Annotated in this window: 8 protein-coding genes and 1 other annotated feature; of the genes, 2 read left to right on the forward strand and 6 right to left on the reverse strand. The window is 47.4% G+C overall.

Features of this window, described 5'->3' with window-relative positions; genetic code table 11:
- Positions 1-65 precede the first annotated feature (65 nt).
- Both DTOX_RS15995 and DTOX_RS16000 read left to right on the forward strand, forming a co-directional pair.
- Entirely contained in the window at positions 66-1,826 is a 1,761-nt protein-coding gene (locus DTOX_RS15995; protein ID WP_015756162.1) for an IS1634 family transposase, read from the forward strand.
- 113 nt (positions 1,827-1,939) lie between these two features.
- Complete coding sequence (locus tag DTOX_RS16000; protein WP_052292964.1) at positions 1,940-3,076, forward strand: ATP-binding protein; 1,137 nt, start codon at positions 1,940-1,942, stop codon at positions 3,074-3,076.
- A gap of 773 nt (positions 3,077-3,849) precedes the next feature.
- Here the strand turns inward: DTOX_RS16000 and DTOX_RS16005 are convergent.
- From DTOX_RS16005 to rsfS, 6 genes are all read right to left on the reverse strand, one after another.
- Positions 3,850-6,798, reverse strand: coding sequence for a tetratricopeptide repeat protein (locus tag DTOX_RS16005; RefSeq protein WP_015758723.1), 2,949 nt, complete (start codon positions 6,796-6,798; stop codon positions 3,850-3,852).
- Positions 6,799-7,053: 255 nt separating this feature from the next.
- Positions 7,054-9,423: a DNA internalization-related competence protein ComEC/Rec2 gene (locus tag DTOX_RS16010; protein WP_015758724.1), complete on the reverse strand. Its 2,370-nt coding sequence runs from the start codon at positions 9,421-9,423 to the stop codon at positions 7,054-7,056.
- A 47-nt stretch (positions 9,424-9,470) separates the two neighbouring features.
- Entirely contained in the window at positions 9,471-10,115 is a 645-nt protein-coding gene (locus tag DTOX_RS16015; RefSeq protein WP_015758725.1) for a ComEA family DNA-binding protein, read from the reverse strand.
- Positions 10,116-10,257: 142 nt separating this feature from the next.
- Complete coding sequence (locus DTOX_RS16020; RefSeq protein ID WP_157862989.1) at positions 10,258-11,004, reverse strand: DUF421 domain-containing protein; 747 nt, start codon at positions 11,002-11,004, stop codon at positions 10,258-10,260.
- 46 nt (positions 11,005-11,050) lie between these two features.
- On the reverse strand, positions 11,051-13,537 hold the full coding sequence (gene leuS, locus DTOX_RS16025; protein ID WP_015758727.1) for a leucine--tRNA ligase: 2,487 nt from the start codon (positions 13,535-13,537) through the stop codon (positions 11,051-11,053).
- 129 nt (positions 13,538-13,666) lie between these two features.
- Positions 13,667-13,868: a binding site (T-box leader), on the reverse strand.
- Positions 13,869-13,958: 90 nt separating this feature from the next.
- Positions 13,959-14,306, reverse strand: a complete 348-nt coding sequence (gene rsfS / locus DTOX_RS16030) for a ribosome silencing factor (protein WP_015758728.1) — start codon at positions 14,304-14,306, stop codon at positions 13,959-13,961.
- Between the last annotated feature and the right edge of the window lie 54 nt (positions 14,307-14,360).

A 14,360-nucleotide genomic window follows, 5' to 3' on the forward strand; every position in this document is an offset into this window, starting at 1 on the left:
AAAACCTTGATATATACTGGATTTCTGATAGAATTATAGTAGTCGCGAACAAATTGGAGGCTACGATGTTTCTCAAGAAATCCGTTAAGACAGTCAAAGGGAAAAAATACTCCCATTATAGTATAGTCGAATCATTTAGAGACAACGGTAAAGTTAAACACCGCTTAATTTTTGCAATTGGCCCTCTTGATGATGAAGCAGCCGATCGGTTACGCTTAACGCTTAATGCCCACTCTAACCAAGATCTTGTTGTGGCCAAATCTGATGATATTGTTGTCACAAAGCATGGAGCATATTTAGATGTAGCTGTTCTGGTTCATATCTGGCAACAATGGCAGTTTCACGAGTTCTTTCAGGATGACCGCTGGGTTACAGGTATGGTAATTAACCGTTGTATTGACCCGGTTGCGAAATGCAATGTGCAGGAGTGGATGACCAAAACAGTACTGCCTGCCTATATAGATACAGATCCATTGTCAATGAATGCATTTGATATCTTTCGAGAACTAGACCGACTATGCCAGCGAGAAACCGAGCTACAGTCATATATGTTTCGTAAAATTCAAGAAAAGCGACCAAATAGCCTGGATGTGTTTTTTTATGATATTACCTCTACATATGTAACAGGAAGTCGCTGCGTACTTACTAAGTTTGGCTACTCGCGGGATCACCGTCCCGATTGCGAACAAATTGTTATTGCTTTGATGATTACCCCGGATGGTTACCCTTTTTATTGGAAGTTGCTGGAGGGTAATACTCAGGATGTTTCCACAGTTTGCGACTTAATCCAAAACGTCAAGACTTGTTTTCCCATACAACACTGCACCATGGTTTTTGACCGAGGTATGGTATCTGCTGATAACCTTAAAACATTAGAGAAAACAAATTGGGATTATGTTTCGGCAATGGACAGGGACGAGATTAACGTATTATCATTTTTCGAAACAGCATTGCCAACCCCTCCTATGCCGGAGGACTGGGAACAAGTCTTGGCGATGCAGGAATTTCAACCAATAGATGATGACATATTGTATTACCGAGAATTTGAAGATGATAATCGGCGATACATTATAACTTTTGACGTGGCACGTTTTCTTGATGAGCACCAAATACAAAGAAATAAGGTAGAACAAATTAATAGGTGGCTAATCAAAAAAAATGGGGATTTGAAACAAGCCAAAAAATCAAGAAATCGTGACACTCTTGAGCGAGAAATCAGCAAAATCTCGAAACGGTTTCATGTTCATAAATATTTGTCCGTTCAGATTACGCCCTGTTCTCGTACCGTTACAACTAAAACTGGTAAATCTCGTACTGTTGAATCATTTCAGCTTTCAGATACTATTGACAACACTGCTTTGCAGAAAGAACAACGTTTGTATGGAATCACATGTTTTATCTCCAATATTACCCAAGAGCGTATATCTGCTCAGGAAATAGTACAGTGGTATCGACGGAAAAATAAAATTGAAGAAGCCTTTAGGGAGATAAAATCACATCTTGAATTACGTCCAATTTATTTAACCAGGGAGAAAAGAGTAAGGGCCCATGTTGCTGTTTGCATGCTAGCCTATTTTCTGAGAAATGATATTGAGCTCCAACTTAAGGAGCACGGAATTTCCAATTCAACTGAGACGGTTTTAGCCTTATTAGCTGAGTGCAAGGCTAATCGCTGGGTCTTTGATAAATCGGAGGCAAAGACACACTTAAATATCACAAAGGTCTCCGAAAAGCAACAACAAATATTAAAAGCGCTTGGATGTGAATCAATTGTGGACGTAAAGCATGTTAAAAACATTTTACAAAAGGCCGAAAATTGGCTGTAGTAGCGAACGCATTTTTTTAAGAGTACCTTAGCCCTTGCTACGACTGCATTTGGAAAAATCTTACGCCAAACTAAGGTATAAAGGTAAGAATCGAGCCTGCCATCAAAAATATAGTGCTTGAACCGCTTTGTTTCGACGGCAAGCAAATTCTCCGTGTACAGATTTCTGGCGGGGCAAACACGCCATATTACTACACTGGTGATGGCACAAAGATTGCCTATTATCGCATCGGAAACGAATCCGCACAAGCGCCTGCCGCTGTTCTTAATGAATTGCTCCTGAAAGGCCTTCACCAGACCTTTGACGCCGTTGAAACGAAGTATCAGTTTTCAGATTACAGTTATACGTTGTTTGAGGCTACGTACAAGCAAAAGACGGGATTTGCCATTGATAAGCCGAGGGACTACCTCTCTTTCGGAATGTTGATGGGCGACGATACGCTGACTTATGTCGGTGCGCTTTTTGCCGACCAATGTCCGATTTACCAGTCGAGGGTATTCTGCACCCGTTGGAACGGACTGAAAAAGGGCGGGCTTTATGTTGATGCTCTCGACAATGATGAATTTCAGAGTAATGTTATTTCCCTGCTTTCGGACGCTCTGAAATTCGTACGTCACAACTCGTCCGTCAAATGGAAAAAGACCGGCACCGGCAGAATTGAAATGCCCGACTATCCGTCTGAGGCTGTTCACGAGGCTCTGGTTAACGCACTTGTCCACCGTAACTATATGATTCAGGGTAGCGAAATCCACGTCGATATGTACGACGACCGCCTTGAGATAGTTTCGCCCGGCGGGATGCCTGACGGCAAACGAATTCAAGACTTGAACATTGACGATATTCCGTCAATCCGCAGAAACCCTATCATCTGCGACCTTTTCAGCCGTCTAAAACTAATGGAGCGTCGCGGAAGCGGTTTGCGTAAAATAATTGATCAGTACCCTGAAGATGTCGTGCCTTTGTTCCGTTCCACGGAACAGTCGTTTGTCGTAACTTTAAAAAATTTGAATTTCGGCAAAGTATCTATGCCAACTGGCACTGATAGTGGCATAGAAAATGGCGTAGAAAAAAATACCGAGAAAATCTTAAACACCATTCTCGCCAACCCGAAAATCACACAGAAGCGGTTGGCTGACGAGACAAGCTTGTCAGTACGTACAGTTGCCCGTGAATTAAAACGGCTTCGTGATACAGATGTCATTCGGCGCGTCGGGTCTGACAGATCTGGCTATTGGGAGATTGTAAAATAGAAAATCGGAAATGCCCCTGTCTGAAAGTGAACTCTGTATTCATTTCGCAGAATTAGCGTTCTCTTTTATCGGTGTTGACAAGGTGAGGTATCTATTATAATAGCATATTTTCCGATATGGAGCTTTTGCCATGTAGTGTATCTGCACATATAGCATACCTTTGAAAGTGATTTATAGCTAATAAGAATGAAAGAGATAGGCATTATCCCTTGCGGGACAACGCCTATCTCTTTCATTTCCGTATCGGTTTGGGGTATGGTTCAACAAGTTTCCCTATTAAACCGTGCCTTTACCCGCCTTATTTTTTTAAGTCTACCAAGATATAGCTTAATCATAACAGGCCAGCCAAAACACAAGCCCCCTCCTGACAACCGACCAGAGTAGGGTGTGCTATGATTATCCCAGCGTAGTGCATGGCGGAGCGCAGGCTAACGGCTCTTAGACCTGCTTTGGGTAACCGGACTTAGAGCCCCGGCAGTGCACACTAACAGACGCTAAAAGCTACCAACAACCCGCGAACAAACCATCCGCAAAACAGAGAAACCAAACGCGCACATCGAGGGGCTCTTAGTCCGGTCCAAAGCAGGTCTTAGAGCCGTCCTGCGCGCAGCCCTAAACGAAGAGGGGATAATCATAGCGCACCCGTCTTATTTGCAACGACGCAATTAAACCTGTTAACACAGAGCTTAAGGAGCTTAAGGAACTTAAGAAGCTTAACCACCCGGTTGCTGTACAGTAAGTTGCCAACATGAATAAGCACGGCTTAATACAGGCTAAGAGTTATCCGCCATATGCAGCACCCGGTAAAGATTCCTCTCCACCACCTGGTAAACCTCCGGAAAGGCCTCCTTAGTAAAAACCGTCATCGCATTCCGGTAGGAAACAGCAGCATTATTGTAGTTCGCAGCACTGTTCTCCAGCCGTCCCAGCACAGTATAAGCATTGCCCAGCTTATTACAGGTAGAAGCATACTGCACCGGATAAATGTCACGCTTATACACCCTGAGCGCCTCCCTAAAAGCTTTGACAGCGTTTCTGCTGTTCTGCTCCCGGTCAGCCAATTCAGCCAACAAATTATAATTATGCCCGAGCTTAATCTGTATAGCCGCAAACTGCCCGGCGGAACTTTCAATAGGGAAATACTTCAAAGCCTCCTCATAAACCTGGCAAGTTTTCTTTAAATTATCCTCTTTATTTGCCAACTCGGCCAGCTTGCTGAAGGTGTCAGCCAGCTTGTGCAGAGCATCCCCGTAATCCAGAGGCAAATCCAGGCGCTTGCTTTTTTTGAAAGCCTGCTCATATGCCTGAACGGCTCTCTTTAAATTTTCTTCTTCGTCTTCCGCCTCAGATAACAATAGATAAGCATCCCCCATACTAAAGCAGGTTAAAGCATGTTCAACGGAATACATCTGCCGGTCATAATAATCCAGCGCCTCCCGGCAATAATTTATGGCCCGCGTGCAATGCCTGGCCTTATCCGCCTCCACAGCCAGAGAGACATGGGCTTTTCCCAGCTTTACCAGCGTACCTGCATATTGTATGGGCAGGTTGCCCGGAGAAAAAACTTTCAGGGCTTCTTCATGTGCGGCAATTGCCAGCAGGGAGTTCTCTTTTCTTTGTTCCAGGGCGGCCAACAGCCTGTAAGCACTGCCGGTATTATTCTGCGTAACAGCGTACTCCACCGGATAGTTCCTGAAAGTACGGTAATTTAATGAATCGCAATAAACACCGATGGCTTTTTTCAAGTACTTTATCTGTTTTTCCCCATTTTCCTCTGCTTCGGCCAATGCACAGTGGGCCTTTCCGATATTGTTCAAAATAGAGGCATATTGCACCGGAAAAAGGGCGGCCGTTCTGTATTCAATAGCTTCTTCATAGGCCTTGACAGCCTTTAAGCAATTCTCCGTTTTATTCTCCGCCCAGGACAGCGTGTAATATGCTCTTCCTATTGCGGCCAGTGTGCAGGCATACTCCATTGGGTACTCGTCTTTTACGAAAACCTTAAAAGCCTGCTCGTGCGCCTGAATAGCCCGCAAGCAGTTGTCCCGCCTGTCTCTGGACTCAGCCAGCATAGTATAAGCGGCACCGAGATTATTCTGTGCGGAAGCCCGCTCTGTCTCAGGTTGAGCAGCTTGCATCTCCAGTGCTTTTTTAAAGGATTCTATGGCCCTATCACAATTTCCGGCTTTATCCTCCACCTCAGCCCAAAGACTGAAAGCCAAACCCAGTTTGTTTTGCGTGCGGGCAAATTCCTCAGGAAAACGCTTTGCGGTATAGACCTTCAAGGCAGCCCGGTAAGCCTGTACAGCCTTTTTAGAGTTATGGGATTTATTGTCCCTGACCGCCAGAATGCTGTAGCAGTTGCCCAGTTCGTAATTGATCCGGGCAAAATCAAAAAGGCAAAGGCAGTTTATTTTGACACTCAAGGCTTCCTCATAAGCTTTGACAGCCTGCCGGCAGGCCTCGGCTTTCTCCTCTTCATCTTCATCTTTCCCGGCTATAGAACTGTAAGCGGAGGCCAGATTGAACTGCAGAGCGGCATAATCTTCTGCGCCGGCCGCCTCCAGCCGGAGAGCCTGCTCAAAAGCAGCCACCGCAATCATCATATATTGGACTTCGCGCTGGCTGGACATGCCTCTGTAATAAGCCTGCTTGCCCAGACTGAACAAGGCAATAAAATCCTCGTTAAAAATATCCATGAGATCATAAAAATTATCAATTAAAAACTGGTCACGGGCCACCGGGCCGTCAAGATTTGCCGCGGCATCCCCCACTGAATGCTCTAAATAAGTTTTGACAGCCCAAAGCTGCCGGTTTTTTAAAACTCTCAGAAAACCTTTCTTTTGCAGGCTGCTCAAATATTTATCCCAATCATAAGCAGTGCAGTCAACCTCATATTTCTTGCAGCAGACCTGCTTAACCCTGTCCGTCGAAAATATTTCCCGCTTTTTATAAACACCGGCAAGATAAAGACAGCGCAGGGACGCCATGATATTCTTCTCCTGTTCGCCGCAGCTTTTACAGAGCGCGCCTGTTTCATGAACGCGCAGAAAGATGGCCCCGGCGCTCCCGTCAAAACCATGCGGGACTTCCCTGCGAGTCATGGCGGCAAGTCTTTCCGCGGCTTCCCAGGATATATCGGCTATATGCACATGCCCGGCAAAAACAGCCAACTCTCTGTTAATTTTCTCATAGAACCCATCATAATCTGTACCGGAGCGGCAGGAGGCCAGAATAATGGCCTTCCTCTTCAACAGTTCGCGAAAAAGACAGATAAAATTCTGTTTTTTCAAAAATTCATTTATATCATCAAATACAACAATCTTTTTTCTCCAGAAACAAAAATGCCAGGGTACTCTGACACCGGGCCAATCCACCAGGCGGGGGATAAGAACATCATAGCCTCTCCCCAGTGCAGCCAGTGCCTGATATATAGACCTGGATTTGCCCGAGAGGGTTATGCCGGTAATTAAAACATGCTCCCCGGTTGCCAGCATTTCTTTAATTTTTTCATCAGACTCTCTTTCCTGATAGTATTCGTTGTAACCGTACTCAGGCAAGGCATAGCAGCACATTACCTTTTCCGGCGCCACCGCCCCCGGTTTTTTCCAAATTACTGTATAGCATTTTTTCTGCCTCATCCTGCCGCAGTAAATGATTGCAGCTAATACAGCAATTACAACTATAACTGCAACTGCTGCCTCCCGAACGATTCCTGCCATTTGCCCCGCCCCTATAAAATAAAGTCTAACCGGCACTTTTTTTAATAAGAAAATATGTTTTGCTTATCAACCGTCTATCTTTATCTATTGGTTAAGATTTGCTGTATTTAATACTTTCCGGCCCGGCAAAACATTGATTTACTTCTCCCCGAGCGGCATTTTTCCCTGCTAAAAAAGCTGAAATTTTATAATCCCGGACTTTGGTATAAAAAAATGATATGATGCTTGATATTCAATTAATATGATTACTTTGGCTCACTTCCTGCCTGTCTCAACTCTTATACTGTTTCCATCAGTCCTGAAAATTACCGCGCCGTCTCTATCCGTGCGATAAACAGCCGCTCCCACCTCCTGTAAAAGTTTCAGGGTTTCCAAGGACGGGTGACCGAAATTATTCTTTCCCACGGTAATAACTGCAGCCAAAGGTTTCACCTTCTCCAGAAACTCCGGCAAAAAGTACTTGCTGCCGTGATGCGGCACCTTTAATACTTCGCAGGCCAGATTATATCTTTGCTGCAGCAGGAAGTCCTGGGCTTCCTTTTCAATATCCCCGGTCAGTAAAAAATCCTCCCGGCCAAAAGAAACACGCAGCACCAGGGAATCATTGTTCTCGCCGTTCATATCACGGGGAGGGCTCAAAACATCAATCTCCAGCCCTGGGTCTAAATTCAGACAGTCACCGGCAACAGCCGTTCTCATGTCGATCCCGGCCCCCTTAATCTGTTCTGTCAGCCCGCTGAACTCCGCACCCGGTGGCTTGTCCTGCGGGGGGACCAGCAGCAAAGCCACCGGCAGGTTCCTGATCACGGCTGCCGCTCCTCCCATATGATCTTCGTGATAGTGGGTTAATACAAGCAAATCCAGTTTCTGCACCCCCAGGCGGCGCAGGTAGGGCAGCACTACTTTATCACCCACACCTGTGCCGCTTGCCAGTTCTCCTTTATGCCCACCGCAGTCCACCAGAATATTTTTTCCGGCCGGCGTCTGCAGCAATATGCTGTCTCCCTGTCCCACATCAATAAAATGCACTGCCAACCGGCCGTCAAGATTTGCGGGATGAAGGCCGGAAGAAAAACTAAGCATGGTGGCAACAAAGAGAAGTACACCGGCCGGCCTTAGCATACGATCAGGCAATCTACGGCCCAACCAGCCCCGCCATTCTTTATTAACTGACAATATAACCAGCAGGTACCAGAGAATAATTGCCCAAACCGGCGGGGCGGCTGTATGTACAAAGGCACCGGGAAGGTGCTGAAAAAGTTTCACCAGCCAGAGAAAGATATCCAGGAGACAAGCTGTAGTAATATTGATAAATTGAGTCAGGCTTAGAGACAGCAACCCGGCTGTTGTACCCAGGGCTGAAAACAAAGTGATTGCACCCACAAGAGGAACACAAACAACATTAGCCAGGGGTGCAACCAGTGCTATAAGGTTAAAATGCAATGCCACCGGCGGCAGGGTAACCGCTTCAGCGGCCAGAGGAACAGCCAGCACCGCTGCCATCCTTTTACTTATTCCCAATTTTTGCTGCAAAAAGGCAACTATGGCCGGAACCAGATAGAAGATACCCCAGGTAGCCAAAAAAGAAAGCTGAAATCCGGGATTGAAAAGATTTAACGGCTTATAGAGCAGATTAAGCAGTGCCGCCAGGCAAAGGGCAACCGCCCAGTCTCTCTGCCGCCCCAGGTAACGGGCAGAAAGGAGAAGCAAAGCCATAACCACAGCTCTTATAACCGGGGGACTCATACCGGTCAGTACGGCATAAAAGATGAGAATAAAAGAAGCGACGGGCAGGTTGTACCGTAAAGGCAGCTTAAAGGCCGAGGCCAGGGCCAACACCGCCAGCAATACAAAACCCACATGCAGGCCGGAAACACTTAAAATATGAATTAACCCTGTCTGTTGAAAGGCTTCCGTAACTTCCGCGTTGATCTGCCCGCAGCTGCCAAACAAGATGCCTTTCACCAGTGCGGCCTGTTCGGCTGAAAAGGTCTTGTCCACAACCAAAAGCAGCTTTTTCTTGACAGACAGGGCAAAAGCCACTAAACGGCTGCTCTCCCCTGTGCCCGAGTAAGCCACGTTTTGCTCGCCATTGACTGTCATCACCAGGCCAATCCCCTGCCTGGCCAGATATTCTCTGTAATTAAAGGCACCCGGATTGCCCGGCTGCTCCGGCAAGCCGAGCTTTCCTTTGACTGTTAAAACATCACCGTAGCCGTAAAGGTATCCGGGCTGCCAGACAGTTACCAGGACCAGCGCGGCTGAATGATTTTCCCGGCTGCCCAGCCTGGCACTATGCGACTTGAGGACATAGTTTACCCTGTCCTCACGCCGGTCGGCTTCCTGCACGACTGTTCCTGTCAGCACAACATAGTGCCCGGCAAAATTATTCAAGGGAGTATCTATACTCTCTACGGAAAGACGGCAAAAATAAAAGCCCAGGCAGAAGAAGACCAGTAAAATTAGCTTGCCGTTATGCCGCCAGTTCATTAAATAGCCGGCCAGGCCAAGTATAAATAAGAGGGAGGCTGCTCCTAACAGCAAATAAGCAGGCGCCTGTATCATAACGCCTGCTAAGATGCCTGTTATATAGATTAATGTGATTAAAACCAACGGCTTGTCCATCGTTTCGTACCTGCAGTTAAAATAAGTTCATAATATCTATTTTCTCATTAATTAACGGTAATCAGATCTTTTAAGGCCGCGAATTTCTTTTCTCCTATGCCTGACACATTTTTCAAGTCCTCAACTGTTTGAAAGGAGCCACTGGCCTGACGATACTCTATAATTCTCCCGGCCATGGTTGGCCCGATACCGGGAAGGCTGTCAAGCTCGGCCTCTCCGGCTGTATTAATATTGACCCTGGCTGACTGAGCAGACCCAACGGACTGAACCGTTCCGGAAGTTTCTTTTACCCCGGCAGCTGAGCGGTCAGCCTGGGCCGCACCTGTCTCATTGCCTGCTGCTTGGCCCGGAACCGCCTGGAAAGGAACTTTAACCGGTTTGCTGTCTACCAGCAACTCGGCCAGGTTGATGGCATTTAAATCTGCTTCGGCCAGTGGTTTTGCTCGCTGAACCGCGTCATTCACCCTGGCTCCGGCGGAAAAATGATAGAGGCCGGGATTGGTTACGGCACCTGTGACATGAACTACAACTTCTTGATTTTTAGCTGCCTGGTCTCCGGATTGCTTTTGCAGAACTTCTCCGGCTGCCGGGCTGCTGTTTTTCAACTGGGCATATTTGTAGCCGCCCCCAAAGAGAAGGATGCTGATAACAACCAGCAGGGCCAACTGGTGCTTCTTCTCAAACTGCTTCACTTGTCTCTACCCCTTGCCAAACCATGATAGAAAAATCAAGTTGCTCCGTTTGTCAAAATTATTCTATAAATAGAGACAAATATCCTGCTTTTTTCTGCTATTTTTTATATATTTTACACTTATTTTTTCACTGCCTGTTTGTTTAATTTCCGGTATGTGTGCTTACCGTTTGTACTTCGCTATCATTCTTTTCAGTGACATTATTGCCAATGTCATCCTCATCTTTGACAATATTTAACCGGCCGTCTGTGCCCAGTGTGGCAAAAAAAACTTTGCTGGGATTAATGCCCGCTTCTTGCAGCCTTTCCGCCGCCCACTCTTCATCCAGACTGATGCGCTTTAAGTTCCGTCTTTGAATGGCCCCGTCCATAACTATCACGGTAGGAAGTCCCTCGTAATCCGTAGGTATTTGCAGATCCCCCGGTGTAACCGGCCTCTTCTGTGATTTGGGAATGACACTTAACTTGCCGCAGGTTTCCAGCATGGCAAACTCTACGTCACTGATATTGGCAATCCCCTTATCCCTCAACTGGGAGAGAAGGTCGTCCAGGCTGTACCTGGCTTTTCTCATTTCATCCTTGCACAGTTTACCGTTTTCGATAATTATCTGAGGCTCGCCGTTTAAAATTTTTCTCAAAACCGGGCTGTTGAAGGTGACCAGGGAAATCAAGACCTCCAAAAGGCCCAGGGTTACCAGCGGCACTATACCGTGCCATAAAGGGACGCCGGTAGATTGCATAGGTATAGCCGCCAGCTCGGCTATGATGATGGCTACAACAAAATCAAAGGGACTTAGCTGACCTACTTCCCGCTTACCCATCAGGCGAATGACAATAAGCACTATGAAGTAGATCAGCACCGTGCGATAAACATGATGTAATATTTCCATAAGTATCACCGGTTTTATCATGCACGGCATCAGGTTGTTTTATGATTTACTTCACCACTATATTCACCAATTTGCCCGGTACAGGAATGATTTTTTTAACCTCTTTGCCGGCTGTTAAGGAGATAATTTTGGGCTGCTGCAGGACATATTCCTGCATTGACGCGGCACTCAGGTTGGCCGGCACGGAGAGGCGGTCTCTTACCTTGCCGTTTATTTGCACCACTATCTCAATTTCATCTTCCACCAGTGCTTCCGGTTCGTAAACCGGCCAGGGCTGTGCGTGTACGCTGTCTTTGTGGCCGATGCCTGACCATAGTTCCTCGGCCAAATGTGGTGCAAAAGGAGACAGCAGCACCAGCAGGGCCTCTATGGCTTCTCTCATCACGGCCGGATCGCGGTCCGGTTCCGCCAGCTTGTCGCGGTAATGATAGAGACCGTTAACCAGTTCCATAATGGCGCTGACAGCGGTGTTGAAGTTGAAGCGCTCTTCTATGTCCTCTGTCACCTTTTTTATGGTGTAGTGGCTCAACCGGCGCATTTCTTTATGCACGCCGCTTACCTCACCTTCCGGCTTGACCGGGGCCTTGAGCAAATCCGCGGCCAGCGGCGTGACCAGACGCCAGACACGGTTTAAGAAACGGTAGCTGCCTTCCACGCCCTGGTCGCTCCACTCCAGGTCTCTTTCCGGCGGGGCGGCAAACAGAATAAACAGCCTGGCTGTGTCCGCACCGTAGCGCTTAATAATTTCCTCGGGACTGACTACATTGCCCTTGGATTTGGACATTTTTGCGCCTTCCTTTAAGACCATGCCCTGAGTGAGCAGGTTTTCAAAAGGCTCCTCCGCACTGATCAGCTTTAAGTCATAAAAAACCTTGGCAAAGAACCTGGCATAGAGCAAATGAAGTATGGCGTGCTCCACACCTCCGATATACTGATCCACCGGCATCCAGCGATCTGCTTTGGCCTTATCCCAGGCCCGCGCTTCGTCCCGGGGGCTGGTATAACGGTAAAAATACCAGGAAGAGCAGACAAAGGTATCCATAGTGTCGGTTTCCCGCCGGGCCGGACCGCCGCAGGACGGGCAAACTGTGTGGACAAATTCCTCGCGGTCTGCCAGGGGAGAACGCCCGGCCGGCTTAAACTGCACGTCATAAGGCAGCATTACCGGTAAATCCTTTTCCGGTACCGGTACATTGCCGCACTGCTCACAATAGATAATGGGGATAGGCACTCCCCAGTAGCGCTGGCGGGAAATCAGCCAGTCACGCAATCGGAAATTGACCTTGCCGCTGCCTATGCCCTTTTCTTCAGCAAAAGCAGTGATGGCCCGGATAGCGTCGGAGCTGCCCATTCCGTCAAACTGCCCGGAATTCACCAGAAAGCCTTCATCTACATAGGCCCGCTGCATTTTGGCAGGATCCAGGCTCTCACCCGCCGGCTGAATAACTACTTTTACCGGCAGCTTGTACTTGGCGGCAAACTCAAAGTCTCTCTGGTCGTGTGCCGGTACGCCCATAACGCAGCCGGTGCCGTATTCCAGCAAAACATAGTTGGCTACCATAATGGGCACTTGATCACCGTTAAAGGGGTTAATGCAGCAGGCCCCGGTCAAGACACCGATTTTTTCCGCCTCGTCGGAAGTGCGGTCCGCATCGCTCAAAGCGCGCATCTTTGCCACAAAGTCTTTGACTTGCCGCTCCTGCTCTGTCCCCGCGATGAGCTTTTCCACCAGCGGGTGTTCAGGCGCCAGCACCATGCAGCTGACCCCGAAAACCGTATCGGGCCTGGTGGTATAGACGGTGATGCTTTCCTGGCTGTCTTTCACCTGAAAGGTAAGCTCCGCCCCTTCGCTGCGGCCGATCCAGTTTCTTTGCATGATTTTAACTTTTTCCGGCCAGCCCGGCAGCTTGTCCAGATCTGCCAGCAGCCGCTCGGCATAGTCGGTAATTTTGAAAAACCACTGGTCCAGGTTTTTCTTTTCTACCGTTGTGCCGCACCTCTCACAGCCGTCTTCTTTTACCTGTTCGTTAGCCAGCACGGTAGCACAGGAAGGACACCAGTTAACGGCGGCATATTTTTTATATGCCAGATTATGATGGTATAATTGCAGGAAAAGCCACTGTGTCCACTTGTAATAGCCGGGATGACAGGTAGCCACCTCACGGTTCCAGTCATAGCTGAGGCCCAGCTGCTTTAACTGCGTCCGCATGTTGTCAATATTGGCAAAGGTCCAATCAGCCGGGTGCATGTTGCCGTGCTTGATGGCCGCGTTCTCCGCCGGCAGCCCGAAAGCATCCCAGCCCATAGGGTGCAGGACATCAAAGCCGCGCATGGACTTAAAACGGGCCACCACATCACCAATGGAGTAGTTGCGCACATGGCCCATATGCAAGTTGCCCGATGGATAGGGGAACATTTCCAGACAATAATATTCGGGACGTTCCGAAAAGTCAGCCGTGGCATACTGGTCGTTCCCGGCCCATATTTTCTGCCACTTGGACTCAATTTCCTCAAAGTTGTATCGCTCGTTCATTAACGATCCTCCTTAAAATCAAGCATTGTTAAAGTAATTTGTGAAGGTTAAAGCATCAGCTCATGATTCTTTGAAGCAAAACATTATCATACACAAAGCTATTTAGGCATATAAAAACCTCTCATCCCGAAAAGGGACGAGAGGCATCTCCCGCGGTACCACCCTAATTGGTAAAATATACCCACTTAATTCTGATAACGGTCGAAAACCGGCCCGATTTTTTATGCCGGGCAACTCGAAGGTGAGTTGGGCAGTTGTGCTGACCGCCTTGCACCTACCGGCGGCTCTCTGAACAGTTTACCTGCTTAATTTTCCTTGTCCTGGTTATTATATATGGTTAGTTTTATACTTCAAGAATTATACAGCTTAACTCAAAGTACATTATAGGCAAAGGTTATTTATTTGTCAACACCTGTCTAATTTAAGGAAGTCCTACTACCCTGGCATCACCCCACAGGCGTTCCAAATTATAAAATTGACGCTCAGTCTCTTGAAAGACATGCACCACTACATCACCGCAATCTATCAATACCCAGGTGGCTTCTTTAAAACCTTCCACTCGCTTTATTTCTGCTTGCCGCTCCCCCAGCTTTTCCTGGATATTTTCCACAATAGCCTGAACATGAGGTTTAGAACGGCCGCTGCAGATGACAAAATAGTCTGCGATTGTTGATATTTCACTAATGTCCAGCACAGTAACACCATAGGCTTTCTTATCTTCACAAGCGTCGATGATCAGATCTGTTAATTCCTGTGGATTCAGTACCAAAATCAAGCCTCCTTTTTATTACAATTCTTTCCTTATAATATTGTTTATATTCTG

Origin of the sequence: Desulfofarcimen acetoxidans DSM 771 (assembly GCF_000024205.1) — a bacterium.
Taxonomy (GTDB): Bacteria; Bacillota; Desulfotomaculia; order Desulfotomaculales; family Desulfofarciminaceae; genus Desulfofarcimen; species Desulfofarcimen acetoxidans.

What these genes read in the sequence shown, in the direction of transcription:
- DTOX_RS15995 (WP_015756162.1), top strand. Translation starts at nt 66, where the DNA reads ATGTTTCTCAAGAAATCCGTTAAGACAGTCAAAGGGAAAAAATACTCC.
- DTOX_RS16020 (WP_157862989.1), bottom strand. Translation starts at nt 11,004, where the DNA reads ATGGAAATATTACATCATGTTTATCGCACGGTGCTGATCTACTTCATA.
- DTOX_RS16005 (WP_015758723.1), bottom strand. Translation starts at nt 6,798, where the DNA reads ATGGCAGGAATCGTTCGGGAGGCAGCAGTTGCAGTTATAGTTGTAATT.
- DTOX_RS16010 (WP_015758724.1), bottom strand. Translation starts at nt 9,423, where the DNA reads ATGGACAAGCCGTTGGTTTTAATCACATTAATCTATATAACAGGCATC.
- leuS (WP_015758727.1), bottom strand. Translation starts at nt 13,537, where the DNA reads ATGAACGAGCGATACAACTTTGAGGAAATTGAGTCCAAGTGGCAGAAA.